22 protein-coding genes and 4 pseudogenes are annotated in these 22,726 nt (G+C 35.6%); 19 read left to right on the forward strand and 7 right to left on the reverse strand.

What is annotated here, in order from left to right:
- Position 1: 1 nt before the first annotated feature.
- From BR30_RS0123400 to BR30_RS34385, 6 genes are read left to right on the forward strand one after another with little or no spacing between them, the layout of a single operon-like run.
- Entirely contained in the window at positions 2 to 922 is a 921-nt protein-coding gene (locus BR30_RS0123400; protein ID WP_231507778.1) for an ACP S-malonyltransferase, read from the forward strand.
- Complete coding sequence (gene mdcA / locus BR30_RS0123405; protein WP_026567120.1) at positions 919 to 2,565, forward strand: malonate decarboxylase subunit alpha; 1,647 nt, start codon at positions 919 to 921, stop codon at positions 2,563 to 2,565. Before BR30_RS0123400 ends, mdcA begins: the two co-directional genes overlap by 4 nt.
- 1 nt (position 2,566) lies before the next feature.
- On the forward strand, positions 2,567 to 3,391 hold the full coding sequence (locus BR30_RS0123410) for a triphosphoribosyl-dephospho-CoA synthase (RefSeq protein ID WP_026567121.1): 825 nt from the start codon (positions 2,567 to 2,569) through the stop codon (positions 3,389 to 3,391).
- A 26-nt stretch (positions 3,392 to 3,417) separates the two neighbouring features.
- Positions 3,418 to 3,717, forward strand: a complete 300-nt coding sequence (locus BR30_RS0123415) for a malonate decarboxylase subunit delta (protein WP_026567122.1) — start codon at positions 3,418 to 3,420, stop codon at positions 3,715 to 3,717.
- Positions 3,707 to 5,401: a biotin-independent malonate decarboxylase subunit beta gene (gene mdcD, locus BR30_RS0123420; protein ID WP_026567123.1), complete on the forward strand. Its 1,695-nt coding sequence runs from the start codon at positions 3,707 to 3,709 to the stop codon at positions 5,399 to 5,401. The genes BR30_RS0123415 and mdcD overlap by 11 nt, the downstream gene beginning before the upstream one ends.
- Entirely contained in the window at positions 5,374 to 6,027 is a 654-nt protein-coding gene (locus BR30_RS34385) for a malonate decarboxylase holo-ACP synthase (protein WP_051633741.1), read from the forward strand. Before mdcD ends, BR30_RS34385 begins: the two co-directional genes overlap by 28 nt.
- A gap of 303 nt (positions 6,028 to 6,330) precedes the next feature.
- Here BR30_RS34385 and BR30_RS0123430 read toward each other — a convergent pair whose 3' ends face one another.
- The 5 genes and pseudogenes from BR30_RS0123430 to BR30_RS34390 form a co-directional block, all read right to left on the reverse strand.
- The gene (locus BR30_RS0123430; RefSeq protein WP_026567124.1) at positions 6,331 to 7,848 is read right to left on the reverse strand and encodes a COG4705 family protein; all 1,518 of its coding nucleotides are present in this window, start codon (positions 7,846 to 7,848) and stop codon (positions 6,331 to 6,333) included.
- 763 nt (positions 7,849 to 8,611) lie between these two features.
- The gene (locus tag BR30_RS0123440) at positions 8,612 to 9,490 is read right to left on the reverse strand and encodes a TIGR03943 family putative permease subunit (RefSeq protein WP_026567125.1); all 879 of its coding nucleotides are present in this window, start codon (positions 9,488 to 9,490) and stop codon (positions 8,612 to 8,614) included.
- A 13-nt stretch (positions 9,491 to 9,503) separates the two neighbouring features.
- Positions 9,504 to 10,391: a permease gene (locus BR30_RS0123445; RefSeq protein WP_442852991.1), complete on the reverse strand. Its 888-nt coding sequence runs from the start codon at positions 10,389 to 10,391 to the stop codon at positions 9,504 to 9,506.
- A gap of 440 nt (positions 10,392 to 10,831) precedes the next feature.
- Positions 10,832 to 11,758, reverse strand: a complete 927-nt coding sequence (locus BR30_RS0123450) for a TIGR03943 family putative permease subunit (protein WP_026567127.1) — start codon at positions 11,756 to 11,758, stop codon at positions 10,832 to 10,834.
- 15 nt (positions 11,759 to 11,773) lie between these two features.
- Positions 11,774 to 12,772, reverse strand: a pseudogene (locus BR30_RS34390) (permease).
- Positions 12,773 to 12,997: 225 nt separating this feature from the next.
- Between BR30_RS34390 and BR30_RS0123460 the strand changes: the two are divergent.
- The 9 genes and pseudogenes from BR30_RS0123460 (at position 12,998) to BR30_RS34400 (ending at position 18,707) form a co-directional block, all read left to right on the forward strand.
- Positions 12,998 to 13,945, forward strand: a complete 948-nt coding sequence (locus tag BR30_RS0123460; protein WP_026567128.1) for a metal ABC transporter substrate-binding protein — start codon at positions 12,998 to 13,000, stop codon at positions 13,943 to 13,945.
- A 109-nt stretch (positions 13,946 to 14,054) separates the two neighbouring features.
- Positions 14,055 to 14,243 carry a hypothetical protein gene (locus BR30_RS0123465; protein ID WP_026567129.1) on the forward strand — a complete coding sequence of 63 codons (189 nt, stop codon included), beginning with the start codon at positions 14,055 to 14,057 and terminating at the stop codon, positions 14,241 to 14,243.
- A gap of 300 nt (positions 14,244 to 14,543) precedes the next feature.
- The gene (locus tag BR30_RS0123470) at positions 14,544 to 14,816 is read left to right on the forward strand and encodes a DUF2277 domain-containing protein (protein ID WP_026567130.1); all 273 of its coding nucleotides are present in this window, start codon (positions 14,544 to 14,546) and stop codon (positions 14,814 to 14,816) included.
- A 256-nt stretch (positions 14,817 to 15,072) separates the two neighbouring features.
- The gene (locus BR30_RS37470; RefSeq protein ID WP_197032390.1) at positions 15,073 to 15,237 is read left to right on the forward strand and encodes a hypothetical protein; all 165 of its coding nucleotides are present in this window, start codon (positions 15,073 to 15,075) and stop codon (positions 15,235 to 15,237) included.
- A 99-nt stretch (positions 15,238 to 15,336) separates the two neighbouring features.
- A pseudogene (locus BR30_RS34395) lies at positions 15,337 to 15,621 on the forward strand (short-chain dehydrogenase); the annotation flags it as partial.
- Positions 15,622 to 15,941: 320 nt separating this feature from the next.
- Positions 15,942 to 16,364 carry a hypothetical protein gene (locus BR30_RS0123485; protein WP_026567131.1) on the forward strand — a complete coding sequence of 141 codons (423 nt, stop codon included), beginning with the start codon at positions 15,942 to 15,944 and terminating at the stop codon, positions 16,362 to 16,364.
- Between the two features lie 183 nt (positions 16,365 to 16,547).
- Positions 16,548 to 16,688, forward strand: coding sequence for a hypothetical protein (locus BR30_RS36920; RefSeq protein ID WP_155928783.1), 141 nt, complete (start codon positions 16,548 to 16,550; stop codon positions 16,686 to 16,688).
- 75 nt (positions 16,689 to 16,763) lie between these two features.
- A complete protein-coding gene (locus BR30_RS0123495) occupies positions 16,764 to 17,678 on the forward strand; it encodes a tetratricopeptide repeat protein (protein ID WP_026567132.1) in 915 nt (304 codons plus the stop codon).
- A gap of 577 nt (positions 17,679 to 18,255) precedes the next feature.
- A pseudogene (locus BR30_RS34400) lies at positions 18,256 to 18,707 on the forward strand (hypothetical protein).
- A 128-nt stretch (positions 18,708 to 18,835) separates the two neighbouring features.
- Here the strand turns inward: BR30_RS34400 and BR30_RS0123510 are convergent.
- A complete protein-coding gene (locus tag BR30_RS0123510) occupies positions 18,836 to 19,069 on the reverse strand; it encodes a hypothetical protein (protein ID WP_026567134.1) in 234 nt (77 codons plus the stop codon).
- 117 nt (positions 19,070 to 19,186) lie between these two features.
- Here BR30_RS0123510 and BR30_RS0123515 point away from each other — a divergent pair, with 117 nt between their 5' ends.
- Positions 19,187 to 19,621, forward strand: a complete 435-nt coding sequence (locus tag BR30_RS0123515; protein WP_026567135.1) for a hypothetical protein — start codon at positions 19,187 to 19,189, stop codon at positions 19,619 to 19,621.
- 238 nt (positions 19,622 to 19,859) lie between these two features.
- On the opposite strand, the pseudogene BR30_RS34405 reads toward BR30_RS0123515, so the two are convergent.
- Positions 19,860 to 21,094 (reverse strand): annotated as a pseudogene (locus BR30_RS34405) (IS110 family transposase).
- A 402-nt stretch (positions 21,095 to 21,496) separates the two neighbouring features.
- Between BR30_RS34405 and BR30_RS0123525 the strand changes: the two are divergent.
- The 3 genes from BR30_RS0123525 to BR30_RS38150 form a co-directional block, all read left to right on the forward strand.
- Entirely contained in the window at positions 21,497 to 21,967 is a 471-nt protein-coding gene (locus BR30_RS0123525) for an NUDIX domain-containing protein (RefSeq protein WP_026567136.1), read from the forward strand.
- A 196-nt stretch (positions 21,968 to 22,163) separates the two neighbouring features.
- Complete coding sequence (locus BR30_RS38145) at positions 22,164 to 22,343, forward strand: hypothetical protein (RefSeq protein WP_231507779.1); 180 nt, start codon at positions 22,164 to 22,166, stop codon at positions 22,341 to 22,343.
- Positions 22,333 to 22,726, forward strand: a 394-nt coding sequence (locus BR30_RS38150) for an IS110 family transposase (protein WP_026567137.1), incomplete at its 3' end; no start/stop codon positions are given. The genes BR30_RS38145 and BR30_RS38150, both read left to right, overlap by 11 nt.

Below are 22,726 nucleotides of genomic sequence, written 5' to 3' on the forward strand. Positions count from 1 at the left end.
GGTGGGGGATTTGAAAATTGTTTTTACATTTCCCGGCCAAGGAGCACAAATACCGGGAATGCTTCAGGATGTGCCACATTATGTTCAGAAGGCGGAAAGGATCATCGGCGTATCTATACTAGATGATGAAAAGGCATTTCACTCTACTCTCTGGATTCAACTGGCGCTTTTTTTAAAAGGTGTAGCGGTGGCCGAGCGATTAATCGAGAAAAATGTCTATCCTCAATTTGTTGCCGGCCACTCCATTGGGGCTTTTGCAGCTGCTGTCATATCAGGTGTACTTACATTTGAAGATGCCCTCAAAATAGTATGGCATCGAGCAAAACGAATGGATGAAGCATATCCCGAAGGTTATGGAATGGGTGCTATTTGCGGTCTGACTGAAAGGGAAGTTAAAAAAGCGGTTGACCTTGCTTTTAATGTACAATTCCCTGTTCATCTTTCTAATATTAATGCTGAACAGCAAATTGCTGTATCAGGTTCTTGGCAGGGGATTGAAAAAACCTTTCAGTTTGCACAACAATTTGGAGCTCGGAAAACAACAATATTGCAAGTACCTATCCCTTCTCATTCCCCTTTGATGGCTGAACTTTCAGAAGAACTGCTGGATTTAATCAGAAAAGTACCCATAAATGATGCCAATATTCCTTACCTGGCCAATCGTACGGGGAGAATGTTAAGAGATAAGAATAAAATTTCGGAAGATCTGGCACTAAATGTTGCTTATCCTGTTCGCTGGAATGACATGACAGAAGTGTGTGTGGAATCTGGAGCAGATTGTTTTATTGAAATGCCGCCAGGTCATGTTCTCTCCAATCTTGTTAAGCAGGCCCATAAAACCACTCGTCAAATCGTTGTAGATGAGGTTGGCTTGGAAGCGACGCAATATCTAATAAAAAAATGGAAGGAGCAAGATGAATGAAAAAAATAACACGCTCATGGACACAGAAACGTGATCGGAAATTAGAAAAATTAGAAAGAATAAACAGCCTGCTGGATGGAAAATTCATCGACACCTCACGCATTGTAGAAGTAATGGAAGCGCTTATCGAGCCGGGTTCAAAGGTAGTTTTAGAAGGGGATAACCAAAAACAGGCTTCCTTTTTATCTCAAAAACTATTAGAGGTGAATCCATCCAAAGTAAATGAACTGCATATGATTATGTCAAGTATTTCTAGACCTGAACATTTGGATATTTTTGAAAGAGGAATTGCTGAACGGATTGATTTTTCCTATTGTGGTTCACAAAGTTTACGGGTTGCACAAATGGTGGAAGATGGCACCTTGAAATTAGGAGATATTCATACTTACCTAGAATTATTTGGCCGTCTATTTGTTGATTTAATTCCAGATGTCGCACTGGTTGCTGCAGACAAAGCAGATAAAGATGGGAACTTATTTACAGGGAACAATACAGAAGAAACACCAACCATTGTTGAGGCGGCTGCATTTAAAGACGGAATCGTGATTGTTCAGGTGAATGAAATCGTGGATGAACTGCCTCGAGTGGATATTCCGGCTTCATGGGTAGATGTTGTGGTGAAAGCAGACAAACCGTATGTGCTAGAGGCACTTTTTACTCGTGATCCCCAAAATATTACGGAATTACAGATCCTGATGGGAATGATGTCCATTAAAGGAATCTATGGAAAGCATCAAGTACAGTCACTCAATCATGGAATTGGATTTAACACCGCTGCCATTGAACTTTTATTACCTACATACGGTGAACAGCTTGGTTTAAAAGGGAAAATCGCGAAGCACTGGACCTTAAATCCTCATCCCACGTTGATCCCGGCCATTGAATGTGGATGGATAGAAAGTATTCATAGCTTTGGCGGTGAAGTAGGAATGGAAAAATATATTGCGGCCCGTCCGGATATATTTTTTGTAGGAAAAGATGGTTCCATGCGTTCCAACCGGGCTATTTCCCAAGTCGCAGGACAATTCGCTGTTGATATGTTTATTGGCTCCACACTTCAAATGGATCGGGAAGGAAACTCTTCAACGGTTACAGCCGGCCGTCTCTCAGGTTTTGGCGGGGCACCAAACATGGGTCATGATCCGCGAGGACGCAGGCATTCAACAGCAGCTTGGCTGGATATGATTGAAAATCCGCATGAACTTTCAAAAGGCAAAAAATTAGTTGTTCAAATGGTTGAAACATTTGGTTCAAATAAAAAGCCAGTATTTGTAGAAAAATTAGATGCTATTAAAGTTCGTAATGAAGCTGGACTTGCCATCGCACCTGTTATGATTTACGGGGATGATGTGACACATGTTGTAACAGAAGAGGGGATTTCTTATCTTTATAAAGCAGAAGGCATTGACGAGCGGAAAAAAGCACTGGCAGCCATTGCAGGGGTTACACCTTTTGGAATGGAAAGTAATGAAAAAGAAGTAAAGAAATTACGTGAAAAAGGGATTGTCGCTTATCCGGAGGATCTTGGTATTTCAAGGGTACAAGCAAAACGTTCACTGCTTGCAGCACAATCCATTAGTGACTTAGTGAAATGGTCAGATGGTTTGTATGAACCTACGTCCAAATTCAGGAGCTGGTCTTAAAATGCTCACCCTTAATCAAGCAATCACTGGTAAGGAGTTGGCATCCAAAGCGGTAAAAGCATTAATAGATGAAGCCCTTTTGACACCTAAGCCAGGATTAGTAGATGCAGGTAATAGTGGATCCCACTCTGATATGTCCATTGATCTCATGCTGCAATCCGCACAAGCATTAGAAACAACTTTCAGAGAAATAGCAAACGTTTCTTATCTTCACCCTGTCAATCAAGAGCTGCGTGAGAGAATTGCTTTTATCGGAAGGAAAGGAGAGAAGGAGATGCTTTTAGCTACAGGGGGAGTCAATACACATAAAGGAGCTATTTGGGCAATCGGATTATTGACAAGTGCAAGAGCTGTCTTTCCAGAAGAACATGATCCATATAAAATCTTGGAGACTGCTGGCAAGATTGCCTCTTTCAAGGATCGATATGACCCGGCACTTAAGACCCATGGGCAAGCAGTTAAGAAAAAATACCGGGTCATGAGCGCGAAAGATGAAGCACAACATGGATTTCCTACGATACGAAATGCGGGATTACCTGCTTTGCTTAGAGCAAGAAAGGCAGGAAGGTCTGAGCAAGAAGCTCGTATTGAATCCCTGCTTGCACTCATGGCTTCAGTAGATGATACATGCATCTTGCACCGTGGAAAATGGTCAGATTTAATAGAAATTAAGCGATTGGCAAAAGAGTTTTTGTTGTGGGATGGTTTTGAAACAATCATAGGCAGAAAGACTTTTGACCGTTTAACGGAATTCTGTGAATCTAGAAGACTCTCTCCTGGGGGAAGTGCAGATTTATTGGCTGCCACTTTGTTTTTAATAAGTTAATAGTAAAATTTCGGAGGTGGACTGGAATGGAAAAACTACAATTTGAGTATATAACTTCACAACCTATTGAAAAAGCAGCACATATAGGTGTCGTTGGGTCGGGGGATTTAGAAATTATCCTTGAACCGATACAAGGAAACAAAACAGAGGTCAATATCCTAACAGGTAGTGATGGATTTAGGGATATATGGAAAAATGTGTTAACCCGTTTCCTTAACAGATATCCAATTACTGCAAAAATAACCATACATGATTTTGGCGCTACACCAGGTGTGGTTACGTTAAGGTTAACCCAAGCGTTGGAGGTGCTTGAGCATGCTGAATAGCTTTGTAGAATTGAATGGACGCGATCGGGCAAAAGCGTTACTTGACAAAGGGACTTTTCGGGAACTGCTTGGTCCATTAGATAGAATGGAATCACCACACTTAGAACCTCAAGGGATCGTTCCCCAGAGTGATGATGGCATTATCTTGGCTCTTGGTCAAATCAACGCGAAAAATGTTCTCATCATTTCGATGGAAGGTGCTTTTCAAGGCGGGGGGATAGGAGAAGTTAGTGGAGCAAAAATCTCAGCCTCACTTGAATTGGCTCTTGAAGAAAATAAACAAGGTAAAACCATTTATCCTATCATGATATTTGATACGGGTGGTGTCCGTTTACAAGAAGCGAATTATGGCTTGCTTTCTATTTCTGAAATTGGCAATCAAATTGTGGCACTGCGAAACTATGTACCAGTCGTTGGAATTATTCCCGGCCGGATAGGTGCTTTTGGTGGAATGTCCATTACAGCCGAGCTATTTACCACGTTAATTGCCACTAATAAAGCGCGTTTAGGATTAAATGGTCCAGAAGTGATTGAACAAGAAGCGGGTGTAATTGAATTTGATTCAAGTGATCAAGCTTTAATTTGGAATACAATCGGATCGAATCAGCGGCTTAAAACAGGATTAGTAGATGCTGTGGTGGAAGATGATACGGAGGTCATTATTCATAACATTGATTCAGCCTTAACTACTAAAGAAAATCCAGCCAAATCGGAACAAATTGATTTCTATCTAACCTTAATAAATGACATCGATTTATCCTTAGAATGGACACCAGAAAAGTATACGTTCTATTTTAAACAGCTTCAGCCGGTTCAACAAGATGTTCCGATCGCGAGAGAAGGGCATTCAGCTTATTCAAACAGCAGAGGATATAAATGGTTCTCCTATCTAACAGGTATCGTTTATCCAACAAGTTCCGTCCCATCGGTATTAGCTGCGGATATTGAAAAGAATGGTCAATTGTGCCGGTATATTTCCATTGTTCCAGATCCAAATAATAAATTTCCTCGTGTACGTAATGGGGAAGTAGGTCTGTTGGAAGGATGGACGGTTGCACAAGTTGTACGGGATGTGATTCAACAAGATGAAAACAAAGAGGATAAACGCCCGATTATTGCTATTATTGATGTTCCAAGTCAAGCCTATGGCTATAAGGAAGAATTGATTGGGATTAACTTAGCGTTGGCAGCAAGTGCAGACGCTTATGCAACAGCGCGGCAAAAGGGACATCCTGTTATTGGGTTGATTGTAGGGAACGCTATTTCAGGCGGCTTTTTAGCGCATGGGCTGCAGTCGAATCGGCTTATTGCATTAGACGATGAAAAAATTACAATTCAAGCGATGTCAAAAGCTTCGGCTGCCCGAGTTACAAAACGTACCATTGCAGAACTGGAGGAAGCGACGAAAAAGGTACCTGCGATGGCATATGATGTTCGCAGCTATAGTACATTAGGTGCATTATACAAATTGGTTTCAAATATTAATCCTGATCAACCAACAGAGCAAAATATTGAAGAAATAGAACAAACTTTGGTGGAAGCAATTAATAACGTGAAAGGCACTGTAACAGATTTAAGTTTCCGGCTAAAAACAAAATCAGCATTAGCTGGGGGACGTGCTGCAACAATTAAGGTTCGGGAGCTGTTGAAAGAACAATGGAAATTCGACCACATGATCTTATAGAAATATCAGATCTATCCCTATTGAAATGGAATGAAGGGAATGATTGGGCAGGTCCCTCTTTGGAACGTACTCCCTTCGTAGTTGTTCGCCGTGCGGAAAGGCCTAATCAGGATTATATCCCCGTTGGAATTCGGGGATATAATCGCAATCAGCGTGAAGCTGCATTCCTTCATCAAAATGGTGTTATAAACATCCTTTCTCCTTATTGGTTGAAAGAACAAAAAATGTGGCAAAAATTAAATGATGAAAGAAAACAGCTGCCTGCTATAGCTGTAATGGATATAGTAATGGAAATCATGTCGGATTGGCGCTGGGGTCCTACTGGGAGTGCCGGTTTTGAAATGGCTACTGGATATCCAGCTTTGAAAGTAACAAGTGATCTCGATCTGGTGATAAATTCGCCGCAGGAATTTGATTTTTACAAAGCAAAAAAACTGCTTCAAACATTAGATACATTAAGTATTCGGATTGATATTCAAGTGGAGACGGGGAATGGTGCGTTTTTATTACGAGAATTTATTGAGCAACGGACGAAAACGGTGGTTCTACGCACAAATTCTGGTCCCAAGCTAGTGAGAAATCCATGGGATTTTACCTTATTATCCGAAACAAAACTTGGACAGTAAGAGTAAAATAATAAAAAAATAGAGAGATCAATTCAACAAATAAAAAAGTATTCTTTTTCCCAAGTGTAAACTAGTAACTTGGGATTTTATTATCTTTATAAGTTGAACTAATGATTTATCGTAAATACTTCAACTTAATACAAATACGATCGATAATTTCGACACGACCCTTTTAGCTTACTGGAGGGGTTTTTACATCCAACTTAACAAACGCTACTGCGATCCCCTTTCATATTAAACTAAAGGGCAGTTTAATAAGAGTTTTATTTAAAAAGGAACCGCGATTGGCGATTCCTAAGATTATTATTTATTTGCTGCGTTTATGGTACTAAGTGAATTGTTAAGTGCTGTTTTACACTTGTTTGCATCAGGGTTCGATGAACGATCTGCTGCTAATACAACATCAATTGTTCCATCAATTTTCGTCCATGTAGCGCCATCGATTTTTCGAAGCTTAGGTTCCTGTATGTCCCATTGATGTTCTAATTCATCTGCCCCTTTTTTCGCTGAAGCAAAGTCATTTTTGTTTACAGCGTTTAGTATATCATTTTCGATTTTTGCAAAATTGTTTAACTGTCCAGATAATGTAGTTTGTGAAGCACCCGGTTTTGATGTTGATTTATTTGCAGCATTTAAGGCACTATGTGAATTAGTAAGTACTGTTTTGCTTTGATTAATATTAGGTTTTGAAGAACGAACTGCTGCTAGCACAGAGTCAATTGTTCCATCAATTTTTGTCCATGTAGTGCTATCAATTTTTCGAAGCTTAGGTTCTTGTGTATCCCACTGATGTTCCAAATTATCAGCGCCTTTTTTTGCTGAAGCAAAGTCGTTTATATTTACAGCGTTTAGCATACCATTTTCAATTTTAACAAAATCGTTTAATTGACCTGCTAATGTAGCTTGCTCTGTAGCACCTTGTGATGCAATATTATTACTGCGCCAGTTATAACCACCTATACCAACAACTAAGAAAATTAAGAGTACAACAATCGTTTGTGTTAGCACATGTTTCTTATTTGCATTTCTTTGGTCTGTTTCCGCTATATCACTCTTAGCATTTGTATCAATTTTTGAAACGGCAAGGAAAACGATGATCGCTAAAATAGCGATAAGAAAAATCACACTCGTAACGGTTGTCCCGAGTCCTAATCCACCATTTACTTTTGATTGAGATAGGTAATCTCCAATTGACGCTCCAAGTGGACGAGTTAAAATATACGCAATCCAGAAAGCTAATACTCCGTCAAGTTTCAAAAATTTATAAGCTAAGAACACAAGAGCAATAATAATAACAACGCCTATTCCTGTGTTAAGATAACCAAAACCAAGTTGTTCGGAATATAAATCGCCGACCGCTGTTCCAAGTGCAAAGGTGAAAAGGATTGTAAGCCAGTAGAAAACCTCTCTTTTTCTAGTAAAAATCGAGTGGATCGATAGTGTTTTTTCACTAAGATACCATAATAGAAAAGTCAGTCCTAGTAGCACCGAGAAAACAGCTGTGCTAACCTCAAGTGGTACGCCCATATTATCTGTCAAGTTATCCGTTACCAATGTTCCAAATACACTTATAAGAACAACTGTTACCCAGTAAATCGCTGGAACATATTTGCTCGCTTTAAATTGAAAAAACAATGCAATAAAAAATGCAACTCCCATAATAATGGTAGTAAGAGTTAAACCAAGTCCAATATTGAAATTGATGAAATCAGCAAACGTTTCACCAACAGTTGTACACAAAATTTTGATGATCCAAAAGAAAATCGTCACTTGTGGCACTTTGTTAAGTAAAATTTTTATTTTATTTTGGTTTTCTTGCATTTATAATTTCCTTTCTTTAAAGTGGTTTCCCACAACTTAGTTTTATTTCTCTCTCTAAATAAGGATACGTATCCAAATCCAAGTTTATCATTTAGGAAGTCCACGCTGTTTCTCCCACAATGGTTGCCATAATCTTGACGATTTAAAAAAAGGGTGGCTTGTGATTCTTTGCTTAACATTTACCGAATTGAAGTTTCAGTTTGTTCAAAAATGCCAAGTTTTCTTAAAAGGGAACTCATCTCCTTTTTGGAAGTAGTCATTGTTTCCATCGCTTATTTTCATTTGAGATGATTTTAGTCTCTACTTCTCTACTATATTATAAATTGGAGGGCTATTTATTAATAACTGATTAAAATTAACTTAAGTGTCTATTAAGAATAAGCGGTATTTTTCTTATCGGACTTACGGTCCAGGAGTGTTGAAGAAGGGAAAGTAATTTTTCATACTGGGAGGAGGAAAGGATGAGAAGGGATTACTTGAAGTTATTTTACCAGAAAGGAGAAATATTAAGCTTTTCAAGTCTATCTCAATTTCATTGTTGATGATATCTCAATATTTTCCTTATATTATCCATTAATGATGTTTTACAATATTGTAAAACATCATTAAATTCCTATCGAAAAATTTGTGAAGAAATACACTTAAAGTAAAGGGTGCTTGAGCGAAACAAAGAGTCGTAGCTGCGGCCTCTTTTTTCATGTTTCACTAAAGTGGCAAATCCATACATAAATCGACATAAAAAAAGACCCCCACAGGGTCCTCCTTATAAATTCAAAGTGTTTCTGTAAACATAAGGGTCATTCGGTTTTGGAATGGTTTTGTAGCTTGTTACTTTTAAAACAGGAATTTTAGTTTTCATTTGTGGATAATAAACTGTATCCATTGTTCCTGTTACCTGATACCATTGGTCATTCGGAATGTGTACGTTTTTCGGGAATTGAATCATCATTCCAAAGGCACCAGAGTCAGCGACACAGTGAATGAGCCCAAAGCGAAGTAAAAACAGCTGGTTAGGTTGTTCTCCTGGACCATTGTAAGTAAATCCATTCATGGTAAGAGTTTTCCCTGCAAACGCCCCTGAAAAATTATACATTACTTCTAACCCGACTAAATAGTCTTGATCCGTTAAAGTAATATTATTTTTTGGAATATAAGACTTAGACTCTTTCCTTACTAAATCCACAAAATCAGCTTGGTTCATGAATTTACTCATATCAGGATTTAGAACTTGATGCGTCCCGTAACGATCATTTCCGTCTTCTAATGTCGGAAATGAAAACCCCTTTGCATCCACTAGCTGTGAATCAAGAGTTGCCACTGGTAAAACCACACCTGAGATGGCAGGAACTAACACGACAGTGTAAGCCAAGAATTTTTTTATCCTTTTTCCAACGGATTGTTTCTTTTTTTCGTGACCATGATCATGATGATCGTAGCTACAATCACAATCATGTTGTTCCTCTTTCTTTTCTCCAGAAAACCATAATTTAATTCCTTCGACAACTGTAAGTATGAATAAAATCACGATCATACTTCCAGATAAGAAGCTATATTTCATATTTATATATTTTGAAATGTTTCCTGTAGCATGCAGCATAAAAAACAAGTTTGTAGTAAGTATTAAAATAAGGACTTTAAACATCATCCCACATCCTTTACAAAAGAAGTGAACCAATGAATACAAATGAAGTAATTAATGAAACTAAAAGAACCGCAAATTTTGCCTTAAAAGACCCAAACATCATAAGTAAATTTTTAATATCTACCATATTGCCAAACACTAAGAAAGATACGACTGAAGTTTGGGGGAAAAAATTACGAAAAGATGCTGCTACAAAAGCATCTGCTGCCGAACAAATAGATAAGATAAAAGCTAAAGCCATCATAACCAGTACAGCAGTTACGTGTGTACCTCCCAATGTTGTTAATATCCGTGTAGGTACATAAACTTGCATAGTAGATGCAATTAATGCACCCAGCACTACATATTTTCCCATACTAAAAAATTCGTCACTGGTATGGTTAAGAACACTCATTAATTTTTGTCTAGTATTCTGGTGAGAATGGTTGTGAACATGTATCTCAATATTTTCTTTTAGTGGATTGTCCTTTATGACAAAAGATAATACAAGTCCAACTAAAATTGAAACACCGATTGCTAACCCTGCTCGGTACCCTACCATTGTCCAGCTATCCCCAAATGCAATAAATGTAGCAAATAAAACAATCGGATTGATAATTGGACCAGAAAGCATAAAGGCAATTCCTGCATGAGGGGCGAGTCCTTTTTTTATTAACCGTGAAACTATGGGAACAATCCCACATTCACATCCAGGAAATAATACTCCCATAAAACTAGCAGCAACAACAGATAAATATCTATTTTTTGGCAGAATTCTAAGCAGTGTATTTTCAGAAACAAAAACTTCTATCAGTGCAGAAATAAAAGCCCCAACGACAATAAATGGGAATGCTTCAATGATAATACTTATAAAGATCGTATTCAATTGTAATAATCGATCCATGAATATTCCTCCTGTGATATACCACAATTGGTTTCTTAAAAAAACAACTTCTATCATTTCAAAATTATCACTAATTTGATATGTTTTGATTTTCCATATGGGGTAGATATGTTTCCCATTAAAATATATTAAACAATCTTGGTGACGAAAATGCTAACAGTTCAAAGGAATTTTCAATAAAAAAGATGTGTAAGGGATCCAAGGCAAAACCCCTTTCAAAGTATTTCACAAGTTATATTTTTTAATTTCATTAATGTTTTATTTGAAATCAGTAATAATTAGAAATAGAAAATCCAGCACAATTACGGCTGGATTTCTCTGTATTAGATAATGGTTCGTTACCCCAAAAATAATCTTACTACATAAATGTGAATATTTTATGAATATATAAAAATATATGCCTTTAATCTTGTTTTTAATTTGATGGAGTAATCATTTTTTTCATTATATATAAAGGTCTATTCAATTTTAATACCTGCATCAAACACATAGGGCTGCTGCGGAGCAGTAATTTTTGAAAGCTGGTTAATTTTTATAACGGGAATTGTCTCCCCATTGAATTGGGTTTGCCCAATTTTTCCTGTTACTTGAACCCATTTATCCTTCGGTAATGCAGCTACCTCTCCATTTACCATCATTCCATATACCGTGGCATCGGCAACACAACATGTGATCCCAAATCGAGCAACAATAATCTGGTTTTGCATAAATTCTTTTTCCCGATACACAAATCCTTTTGTGGTTACCGTTTTTCCAATCAACGCATTTAGATTATCTTGAATAATGTTCATTACGTTTACATACTGGTTATCGTCTATATTAATGGAATTAGCATTTAATATTTTATTCTTTAAAGCATCATATTCTTTTTGAGTTAAAGGCTCAGGTTGATTATCAAGTACACTTTGTGTGTTAGTTGAAGTGGTAGTTTTATTGGAATTAGATGATGATGGTAATTTTGGACTGTTATTTGAAGTTTTATTTTGTTTAGGTGGTTGAGAGCTAGCTCCCAAAATAATTGTTCTGTTCATTGCAACAGAGCTTCCCAGCACATTGTTTGAGAAAAGAAATCCTGTGGTTATAGGAATAATAAATAATAAATAAAGAAACACACTTTTTGAGAAAGAGGAAGGATAGGCATGATCCCCGTCACAATCACAATGATAAGAATGATCCTTCCCTGAAGTTCCTCTTATAATCAAAAGAACTCCAAGAATAAGGCATATAAAGAGAGTGAAATAAATAAATCGAATCATTTTTGGTGCGATTAAAAGAGATATATTATTCGTTAGAAGTAATTTAAATAAAAGTAGCATAAATCCAATCAAAATGATTCCCCTGATAAGATGATGAAAAGAAAAATCTTGGGTTTTATTAGATCTCATTATTGGACACCCCTTTTATAAAAAAATTAGCTGAAAAATATATACGGAAAAATAGACGACAAGAGGAGTTACCAATAGTAGATAAATGACAAATTTTTTCTTGAAAAAACCAAATAACATTAAGGTGTTTTTTATATCAATCATAGGACCGAAGACTAGAAATGCAAGGATGGAACCTTCTGTAAAAGTGGAACCAAAAGATGAGGCTACAAAGGCATCTGCTGAAGAGCATACAGAAAGGACGTATCCTAGTCCCATCATAGCCATTGGTGCAAAGGTTGTGCTTGTCCCTGTTGGTAAGAGAACATTTCGGTCTAAGAAAGCTTGAAATAAACTGGCAAGAAATGCACCTATGAATAAATACTTCCCTGTATCAAATAATTCATCACTTGCATGATAAAGTGTTTCTAATAGTTTATTTCCTCTTTGGTGGTTGTGGTGGTGATGGTCTTCCTTCTGCACTTTAAGAATATTTTCACCTTTAAAACGTCTGTAAATGATTAATCCAATAATAATGTAGCTTATAAATCCTACAAACATCCTTGCATTGGCTACATAAGGTGTGCTTTTAAACGCAAAATAAGTAGACGCATAAACGACAGGGTTTAAGATTGGAGCACTAAGCATAAATACAACACCTACATGTGAAGGCATGCCTTTTTTTATTAACCTGCGGACGACAGGAACGATGGCACACTCACATATAGGAAAGATTATCCCAAGTAAGGCAGCAGGTATAAGGGCTAAATAGGCATTACGGGGCACAACCCTTCGGACTACATTTTAGGAAACAAATGATTGGATAATAGCTGATACAAATACACCCAATAAAATAAATGGAATAGCTTCTAAAATAATACTAAGAAAAATGGTATTTACATTAAAAAACATACTAGGGATTCTAGTAAAAAATGAAATGTTTTTTAATTCATTCGCAAAAAGAAATAGAAAAAGGAATAAACAAAATAATAGAAAAACGATACTATCCTTAAACAGCTTATTTATAAAGGTCATTACAATCTACCTCCTCAAATCTACTAATCCTATCATATTGATATGCACTTATACTTAGTTCATTTCATTAAAATTTGATGATTGACATAAATATATAATCGTTATAAGATTTAATTCGTAATAATTACGATTTACATATTGCTATTAATCTTAAATTATACAAAATAATTATGCTCCTTAAATCGTAATAATTCCTAATTAAAGATACCTTGGAGGTAAATGAACATGAAAAGACTGTTAGTCCCGGTATTTATTTTTCTATTAATGGTAAGTGGTTGCTCAAACACAGCTTCAACGAAAAGTGAAAAAACAAGTAAAGGATTTAAAAAACTGCAAATTGTCACTACTTTTTATCCGATGTACTACTTTACAAAAGAGGTGGCTGGCAGTTCAGCAAACGTGGAACTATTAATACCAAATGGTGCAGAACCACATGATTGGGAACCGACAGCAAAGGATATGGTAAAAATTCAAAACGCCGATGTTTTTATTTACAATAGCCACTACTTTGAACTTTGGACTGAAAAAGTATTGAAAAGTATTAATTATTCCAATTTAAAGGTTGTTGAGGCTGCTAGTGGGATTAAATTGATGGATGCACTCGAATCAGAGGATGAGGAGGAACATGGTCATTCGGAACATACATCGTCTAAAGATCCTCATGTCTGGCTTTCTCCAGTTCTAGCTCAGCTAGAAGTAAACACTATTGCTAAGGCTTTAGAACAGGCAGATCCCAAAAATAAAGACCAGTTTCAAAAAAATGCAGAGGCTTTAAATGCGGAGTTAGCTGATTTGGACCACTTATATAAAGAGACTATCGATAAAGCCAAGAAGAAAGAATTTGTTACACAACATGCTGCATTTGGATACCTGGCAAAACAATATGGATTGACTCAAATTCCTATCGCAGGATTATCACCCGATGTCGAACCAACATTAGGAAAATTATCTGAATTAACAGAGCTGACAAAGAAGAAAAATACCGAAGTTATTTATTTTGAGGAGATGACATCTTCAAAAGTGGCGGAAACGTTAGCAAAAGAAATAGGTGCTAAAACGGAAGTATTAAATCCATTAGAGGGATTAACGAAGAAAGAGCAAGAACAGGGATTAGACTATTTAGATGTTATGAAAAATAATCTGGAGTCATTAAAATTATCGATTTTAGATTAGTTATCTAATTTAGATATTCGTATCAATCTGAGAGAGTGTAATAAGAATTTACATTAAAACAATAATAAAATAAATATATATGTTAAAATGTGGTAAAGGGGTGGTTATTATGAAAGAAGAAAATAAGCCATTTAATGATGTAATAGACCACATGAATAAAATAGAAGGAAATTCTGCACATGTAAGCAAAGCTGAGGTAAAAAAGTTGCCAAAACCATTAAAATTTTTGGGGTATTTTATAGCTGGCTTCTTTTCAATATCCATCTTGTTAATAATTATTTTAAATTTATTACACTAACCGATACTTGATTCTTAACAGGCTGTCACCCAATGGTGGCTTTTCTTATTGGACTAACGAGGCAGATTAGTGAAAGAAGGTATTGTTAAAAACAATGGAGAATAAATACCTTAGCATTTATTTAAAAGTTGGTGTTAGATATAAAGTGGAATTTTCCATCAATGGTAATTCTAAAAATAGAAAAGAGTCATTGTTTTGATCAATTTTTGTTCGAAAAGATGAATTTTTATATTCCTTAAATTTAATCAATCTTTTTTCAAAACCAACAATAATGAAAACAAAAAGGAGTAAGAGTAAGTTATGTGCCGAAACATTCGAACATTATTTAATTTCGACCCACCAGCTACCGAAGAAGAGATTCATGCAGCATCTCTTCAGTACGTCAGAAAGATAACGGGTTATAACCAGCCCTCAAAGGCGAATGAGGAGGCGTTTATTCGTGCAGTCAATGAGATTGCAATGGTTTCTAGAGAACTATTAAACACACTAGTAACGAATTCCGAGCCACGGAATCGTGAGGTCGAAGCTGAGCGTGCTCGTACTAGAGCAGCTAAAAGGTATGGAACAAATTAGTGGACTAAAAAATAGAAAAAAGTGTTTGATAGGATAGGTCCTTTACAGTGCTTAAATCAAAAAGATAAGCTGTTTCGACAGCTTATTCAGAATTAGTTTGTAAAACTAACACGTGCTTGAGTTGAGGAGGAAAGGCTGCTGCGGCAGCCTTTTTTATTCGACTAACGGGCAGGATAGTTCAAGAAAAATTCATTTTATGAGAGGGTTTGGTATCTAATAAATGGTATGATTTAGGAAAAATGATGGGGGATTTTATATGGTTAGTGTTATGGGTTATGGGTCTTTCCTAATTACAATAGGAACACCTTTGGCAGTTGTTTTTCTTTTAATATGGACTTATAGGGTAAAAAGAAATAGTGACGTTCAAGTTGAGCAAAACAATAAGATTATCCAACTGTTAGAAAAAAGAAACATCGAATAAAACTGTTTTATACTCTCATTGTGTTAAATGGGGCGATGCTTCAATATTGAAGGGTCGCCTTTTCCTTCTTTAAGTAACGGGTGAGTAAGGAATATTGGTTATGAACCACAAAAATATAATTGTATTTCTGTTAATGATGAAATTATTATTCACTTAAATGAGCATTTATCTATTATGAGAACATACTTTCATTCGTTTGAACGCCCAGAATTTGGGTTAGCTTACTGGGGAATTACAATTATTCCACCTGATTCTTTATCAATGTTTTATGATGTGATTACATCTTCAACGATGTATAAAAAATCTGCTGAACTTAATGAGTTAGCTTCTAAAATAATTCAGGCTAAAGAGGAAAATAAATACATGATACATTTTGGAATATAAGCCTTTTTGTTTTTTATCTTAACTAAATTAACGGATACGTTCGTTTTAACATTTGAAGAAAGTATCCTGCGACAGCCCTATAATTGGATGTAGTCATGGTTTCAAAGTAGAAGTGCTAGAGTACAAACATGAATCAAAAAAAGAACAGGATAAGGTGTTACCTTTAATTGTAGAATATTATTATTAAATGACCTTATTAAACTAACAGATGCTTGAGTTCAAGAAGGGTTAGGTTGCTGCGGCAGCCTTTTTTGTTGTTCCACTATTGGATCAGTTTAGTTGAATAAGCATAATCACATAATAATATCGGAGGTGCTGTAATGATTACGGTTATGAATGCTGAAAGTTACCTTAAGAATAAGATTGGCGAAGATACTATTGATATAAAAAAGGTTTGGGAAACATTTAAGGCTTTTTGTAAAGAACCAGTTGAGGGAGAAGAAGATAAAGAAATCCTATTTCAATGTGGTGTTTATGATTTTACTGATGAAGAATTATTTCACCTTGATTTTGTACGTCAGTTTTCTGTTTATGAAGAAGATGGGTATTCTCGTATGGAACAACTTCACTGTGAATTTTTATTTATACCAGCAGATGAATTAAGAAAGTTAGAAATAGAAGTATGGTCAATGGATTATGAGGATGAAGAGGATTTTTTAAATCATATAGAAAACCTTCAGGAGTTTAAAATACCTTTGAATTTAAAACCAATAAAAGCAGAAATATATCAGGAAGAAGTTTAAACAATATTGTACTAACAAGTGCTTTATTCCAAGAAGGTGTAATGCACTTTTTTGTTGAAGAATTGCGGAGATGGGCTTCAGGTGGATTAGTATCATTAAGAAATAATTATAAAAGTCCAATATTTCAGGAATATAGAAAAACACATCATTTATCCGAGATAGGTTTTTCTTAAGAGGACATAAATGAAGCATTTAATCATCTTTTTTACCTATTCAATGTGGTTCTTAATGGGCAAAAAATATTATATGTTTCATCTGGGTATGACGATTCTGCAATATTTGAAGGATGAACATCACAGTTGTCTTCTTAAGCTGAGTATCTAATTGTAAGTACGTTGCAGAATAGTTGAAATTTGTAAATTAATCAATTTACTATTAACTTACTTCGGGGGGACATATTTGAACACTAATCAAAAGGCAATTGAAATGTTTGAACAAAATGAATATAAGGAAGCAATGGAACTGTTTCAACAAGCAGTTCTCGAATCCAGAGACGTACAATCCCTAAATAATCTTGCTTGGATGTACCTTTATGAGGAAGAGGATAATGATAAAGCCCTTGAGCTAATAAAAGAGGCTGTTAAGATGAATCCATCCTCATACTTTCCTTATAACATTCTAGGGGAAATTAGTATTAGACGAGAACAATGGAAAGAAGCTAAAGAAGCATTGCGAAAGTCCATTTCGATTCAACCATCTAATGAAGCAAATCATAATTTAGCTGTAGCTTATTTTAATCTTGGAGAGTTGGAAGAGGCTTCAGAGTTTTTCTTGCGAGCCGCAGGAGATTCAGACAATACAATGTATAACCATGTAAAATGTTTAATTGACCTAGGGCGAATAACAGAAGCTAAAGAGAAGTTGGATGCGTTTAATGAGGAAGCGGATGATTTTGCAGGAGAAATTGATGTTGCTGACTTATATGTTGAATTGAATTGCTTTAATGAAGCGATTCATTGGTTTGGAAAGGGGTATAAAGATTATGCTAAAGATCCTTATTGGGTTCGTAGATTTGTTTATGTTCTATTTAAAACTAACAATTTTTCGCTTATGAATCAGATTATACAAGAAGCAATTGAAGAGAAGGAAGAAGAAATCGAAGACGTTAAAAAAGAAGAAGTAGAAGAAAACTGGACGGAAACGGATAAGAAAGAGTTAATTGAAGAGTTGATGGACGAAAATAATCAGTATAAAAATATGATAAGCCTAATTACATCTGGATATGTTCCTAAATTAGAGTTTGAAACTTATCGTACTGGAGCTTGCTATCTATTTGGATGTAAGCGACACAATCATCCTGAATATCAAAAATAAATGATTCGACTGTCAAACATGATGGTCGAATCTTTGTCATAAAAACTCGCTTTTCTTATACCGAATAAAGATTGTGAAATAATACACTTAAACTAACGAAGCAGTTTAGTTTAATAAGAAATAGTGATTATGTGTTATAATTTGGATAAATTATAAAATAAAGGGAGGGTATAATTTGAAAAGATCCATCTTAATCCTAATGCTTTTAATTAATGTTATTTACATAGCGAGTTACCTTATCAATTTCGATTCTTTTACATTAAACAAAATATGGATTTTCTTTTTTATAATTAGCTTATGTTTATCCATTCTTTTTTTGTTTCGTTCGAAAAAGCAATCAATATTACCAATAGCAGCTTTAGTGGCAAGTATTAGTTCTTTAGGAGCTTATGGTTTTCAATATTTTATATCCAACTTTTTGGGATAACAGATATTCAACTAAACGGAGTGCTTTACTTCAATTGGGAGTAAAGCCTTTTTCTAATTCAAGTAACGAAGCAGGTTACATTAAGAAGGAGTATCAAATATTTAGAACAAAATAAGGGTAAATTAAACAAAAAAATGTCAGAGGTGCAATATGAAACGATTTATTTTAAGCATATTTATCATCTCAATTTTTTTTATTTATCCTTTACCATCAAAGGCAGCAACCTTCCCTTGCAGTATGGTCTTGGAAGAAACTGATAAAAAACTTGAAAATTCAAAGGGCACGGCATTGATTTACAAAGTGCGATTGCGACCAGCCAGTTTTGCAAGAACTAATATAAGTATTCTTGGAGTTCACCTTCCTAAGCCCTCCTCTTATGGCAATTACGACAGTTATGAAGGATTCGCTTTTATACCAAGTGAAATTAGTTGGCGTTTCAGGCTTTACCCTACTCCAGAAATAGATAGTCCGACTTGGGCAGGAAGATTTGATGAAATAACAGCAAAGATGGAAAATGTAAAAGTGCAGGTACGTCTTTCTAACTCAAAGAATGAAAAATTAGGACCACAATATTAAGAAGCAATATCAATAAGTGTAAGTAAACTAAGATGCATTACTTCTACAATGATGTTAAAGATGGGATGGCTGCGGCGATCCCGTTTTTTTATTGTACTAACTATGCAGTTTAGCTGAAGAACTCCAATTAAAAAAAACACCTTTCGGTGCTCTTTTAGTTTCTTTTATTCGAAGGTTCACGGTGCTTATAGTTTAATAAATCCACTTTGGCAGCAGCTAGATTTTTCTCATCCAATTCTTTATTAAACTGAAGGGGTGACACTCCAAATTTAATCGTATCTGTACCAAGGTACCTATAATCTTTTTTATCATCATATGTTCGAATAGTAAATTTTAAAATATAGGGATGACTTAATTCATTCCCTTTTTCAGCTTGGTCTATTTCCACAACGTCATAATTTTTATCCCACTAATTATAACGTGGCAGGTTACTTTAAGAATGATTATAATTGTATAAAGAACTTAACTCAGAGTTGTTGCTGTTTCTTAATTAAGGAGGTATATGATGAAGTTTTTTATAAAGTTAAATATTATTAGTGCCTTATACGCTATAGCGTTGTTTATAGCAATCGAACTCATAATAAATGTATCTCATATTAGTATGTTAACTGGCTGGGAATGGGATAATGTTTACATTTTAATTGCTGCTATTAATGTTATTGGACTTCTACTTTTGACAATGTTATTCATTTACTTAACGAAAAAATGGGCTATAAGTAGAAAATACAGCTATTTGTCACTCCTTTTGTGGGTACCATATTTTATTCTTTTTTTCTCTTTTTTCCCTGTTGTTTTTCCTATTAATGTAGGAGTAACACTATTTCCGAGATTTAGCCTTCTGATTTATGGGTCTGTCATTCTGTATCCAGTTTACATATTATTTATTAATATATATGCTTCACCTCTAAGTACAGATTATGAGGAAATAAGGCATAAATAATGCAGGTCACTTTTTGCAACTTATTCATCTCGATTATTGAATTAAAGGGTGCTTTAGTTTAACAAAGAGTCGTAGCTGCGGCTCTTTTTCTTGTTCCACTAAAACCAGCTAATAGTTTGTCAATATTTTTCAAGAAAAAATCTTATAAACCAAATGATATACTAAAAATAAGCATGCCAAATAACCTTCCGTTATTCTAAAATTGGAAGGTTTTGTGTTATTTAGTTAGACTTAGTTGCTAAGCAATATCTTGGAAAGTAGTTTTGCTTTTTAGTAAGGCATATATCAAATGTAAGAGTTTGTTTACACAGGCAATAACAGCGACTTTAAAAGGTTTTCCTTCTTCCCGTTTCTTATCATAGGACTTTCGTAATTTCTTATTACGAGGAATGATTTCATCGCTCGTTTTGCTATTACGACAGTCACGTATAGCACATCGAACAGCCATGTATAAGGCGTGACGAAGCCTGCTGGATCCTCTTTTAGTGATTCGATTTTTGGTGGCCGTAAACTTACCAGATTCAAATACACTAGGTTCAACTCCAGCGAAAGCAACTAGCTTTTTAGGATCACTAAATCGATCTATCTCCCCAATTTCTGAAATGATCGTTGCCGCGATCTTTTCAACGATACCAGGGATAGATTTGATAATATTATATTCTTCAACTTCTTTTGCGAGGGCATCTATCTCTGACTCTAACTTGGATAGGTGCTCTTTGTATTGAAGAATGATGTTTATATACATACCAAGACTCAAAATATGGCTTTGATACAAAGTCTTTTCAAACGGATTTCGGTCTGCGGCAGCTTTGAGTTGAATAGCTTTATCATTAGCCCATCTGTATGAACGACTTTTACATAATTGAGCGATTTTGTCAGCTATGGTTTCAACACTTGCCTCTAATATATCTTCCGATGAGGGAAACTCTGAAAGAGTTAATAATGATACTACCGAATATAAGTCACCAAAAACCCCTCTGTATTCAGGGAAGACCTGGTCCAGAATCGCTTGAAATTGTAGCTTTGTTTGAATCAATACACCAGTAATATTTTTGTGCTGTCTTGTAAGATTCCGAAGATTTAATAGCTGCACACCACGCTTCTTATACGGCTCTAAATCCTCCTTATAATACAGCTCGCAGAGATGGTAAGCATCTATCGATCTGTCTTTACTTTTCGAAGACTTGAACTTTTAGCCTTATAAGAAATCAATGGATTAATGATGATCAATAAATACCCACGGTTCTCCAAGTATTGAACAACAGAGGAATGATAATGTCCTGTTGCTTCTAGAACAATAGGTGCTTTCTTGCCAGTTTCTCTCTTAACCACCTCCAGAAACTCTACAAGTAACTCAAGACCTTCAATAGTATGAGAAACTTTAAAACTCTTACGGTATGGTTTGCCTTTATCTAAAAATGCCTGAACTTGACTTTCACCCTTTGAAACATCCAGACCAATGACTGGATTCATTCTAAAATCTCCTCCTAAATTAGTAATTTGCCAGTAAACCCTAATCCTCCATGCAGTATCACAGCTTCGCTTGTTATACGAGATTTCAGTCCCAACCAGCCTCAATCATGTTTCTACAAGTAGGGGGCGAACCGTTTAGCTGACGGGGTCAAAGTCCCACGGACAGTTACGTCCTACCCTGGTTACTGATATAATAAATCCATAAAAAAAATGGTCAACCAGAAATTCTTCAATTATTATTAACTGAATTAAATAATGTAGTGGGTAGCTCAAATGCAACTTGCGTAGTAGGTGGCTGACAAATTCCTACTAGAAAGGAGTAGAATTATCCTTTAGTTTATCTTTTTAAAGTAAAAGGTTGGCTTTTATTATATTAAAATCCTTACATATGGAGGAGTATCTATGGGCTATTGTGAAGACATAAGAGAAATGATTGGAAATTTCCCTTTGATAATGGTAAGACCAAGTGTAGCAATCTTAAATAAAAAAGGGGAAATATTATTAAGTAGGTATTCAAGTGCAGACTGGGGAATTCCTGGTGGAATATTGCAGCTAAATGAGTCAGTTGAAGAATGTATTAAGAAAAATGTACAAGAAGATTTAGGGTTAATGTTACATTCACTTCAATTATTTGGTGTTTACTCTGGCAAGGAATTAATAAATCGAGTCGGAGAAAGTGGCGATGAGTATCATACTGTTGCAATTGGTTATTTATGTACCGAGTACGAAGGAGAAATAACTCCTGATAGTAAACTAGCAATAGAAGCCCAGTTTTTTAAATTGAATCAATTACCTGAAGAAATTGATCCTTTTATTAAACAGAAGTTAGTTGAATTAAAAGGGATACTAAAAAATCTACATACCCCTTCTTAAGCTATCAGGCGCAATAATTGAAGATCCAGCTGCCATTTTGGCGGCTTTTTCTTGTTCAGCTAAAGGAGCAGTTTAATTAAAGTTATCATGAACGAAACTAGCTCCTTACTCGTAACACCGTAGGTTAATTTGGTTACACTGTTTACTGGAAAAAACAAACCAAATCAGAGCTACATTACGGAAGGAGCTAGTTATTATGCAGGATACCATAAAATATGTAGGTTTAGACGTTTCAAAAGAAAAAATTGCCGTTGCCATTGCAGATGAAGGTCGTGATGAGCCAAGGTATTGGGGAATGATTCCTAACACTCTGGAATCCATTAGAAAGTTAGTAAAAAAACTTGGAGAAAAAAGAGAATCTTCGAGTGTGCTATGAAGCTGGACCAACTGGCTATGGTTTATATCGACTTTTTCTTAGCCTAGGAATTGAGTGTGAAGTGATCGCCCCATCTTTAATACCTAAAAAACCAGGAGAGCGCATCAAAACAGACCGTAGGGATTCGATTAAACTAGCAAAGTTATTTCGCGCCGGCGAATTAACTCCTGTTTATGTGCCAACAGAAGATGATGAAGCCCTTCGGGATTTAGTTCGTGCTCGTGAAGATGCCAAAGAAGATGAATTAAGAGCCAAACATCGATTATCGAAATTCCTTTTACGCAATGAGATTCACCCTCCTTTCAAAGGAAAAAAGTGGACCCGTAGATATCGTGAATGGTTAAATACTCTAAAGTTTGAACGTTCTGTATCCAAAGTAGTTT

It is taken from the genome of Bacillus sp. UNC41MFS5 (genome assembly GCF_000686805.1).

Bases quoted from the DNA above. Each gene is read 5' to 3' on its own strand.
- mdcA (WP_026567120.1), top strand. From the start codon at position 919: ATGAAAAAAATAACACGCTCATGGACACAGAAACGTGATCGGAAATTA.
- BR30_RS0123410 (WP_026567121.1), top strand. From the start codon at position 2,567: ATGCTCACCCTTAATCAAGCAATCACTGGTAAGGAGTTGGCATCCAAA.
- BR30_RS0123415 (WP_026567122.1), top strand. From the start codon at position 3,418: ATGGAAAAACTACAATTTGAGTATATAACTTCACAACCTATTGAAAAA.
- mdcD (WP_026567123.1), top strand. From the start codon at position 3,707: ATGCTGAATAGCTTTGTAGAATTGAATGGACGCGATCGGGCAAAAGCG.
- BR30_RS34385 (WP_051633741.1), top strand. From the start codon at position 5,374: ATGGAAATTCGACCACATGATCTTATAGAAATATCAGATCTATCCCTA.
- BR30_RS0123430 (WP_026567124.1), bottom strand. From the start codon at position 7,848: ATGCAAGAAAACCAAAATAAAATAAAAATTTTACTTAACAAAGTGCCA.
- BR30_RS0123440 (WP_026567125.1), bottom strand. From the start codon at position 9,490: ATGTTTAAAGTCCTTATTTTAATACTTACTACAAACTTGTTTTTTATG.
- BR30_RS0123450 (WP_026567127.1), bottom strand. From the start codon at position 11,758: ATGAGATCTAATAAAACCCAAGATTTTTCTTTTCATCATCTTATCAGG.
- BR30_RS0123460 (WP_026567128.1), top strand. From the start codon at position 12,998: ATGAAAAGACTGTTAGTCCCGGTATTTATTTTTCTATTAATGGTAAGT.
- BR30_RS0123465 (WP_026567129.1), top strand. From the start codon at position 14,055: ATGAAAGAAGAAAATAAGCCATTTAATGATGTAATAGACCACATGAAT.
- BR30_RS0123470 (WP_026567130.1), top strand. From the start codon at position 14,544: ATGTGCCGAAACATTCGAACATTATTTAATTTCGACCCACCAGCTACC.
- BR30_RS37470 (WP_197032390.1), top strand. From the start codon at position 15,073: ATGGTTAGTGTTATGGGTTATGGGTCTTTCCTAATTACAATAGGAACA.
- BR30_RS0123485 (WP_026567131.1), top strand. From the start codon at position 15,942: ATGATTACGGTTATGAATGCTGAAAGTTACCTTAAGAATAAGATTGGC.
- BR30_RS36920 (WP_155928783.1), top strand. From the start codon at position 16,548: ATGAAGCATTTAATCATCTTTTTTACCTATTCAATGTGGTTCTTAATG.
- BR30_RS0123515 (WP_026567135.1), top strand. From the start codon at position 19,187: ATGAAGTTTTTTATAAAGTTAAATATTATTAGTGCCTTATACGCTATA.
- BR30_RS0123525 (WP_026567136.1), top strand. From the start codon at position 21,497: ATGGGCTATTGTGAAGACATAAGAGAAATGATTGGAAATTTCCCTTTG.
- BR30_RS38145 (WP_231507779.1), top strand. From the start codon at position 22,164: ATGCAGGATACCATAAAATATGTAGGTTTAGACGTTTCAAAAGAAAAA.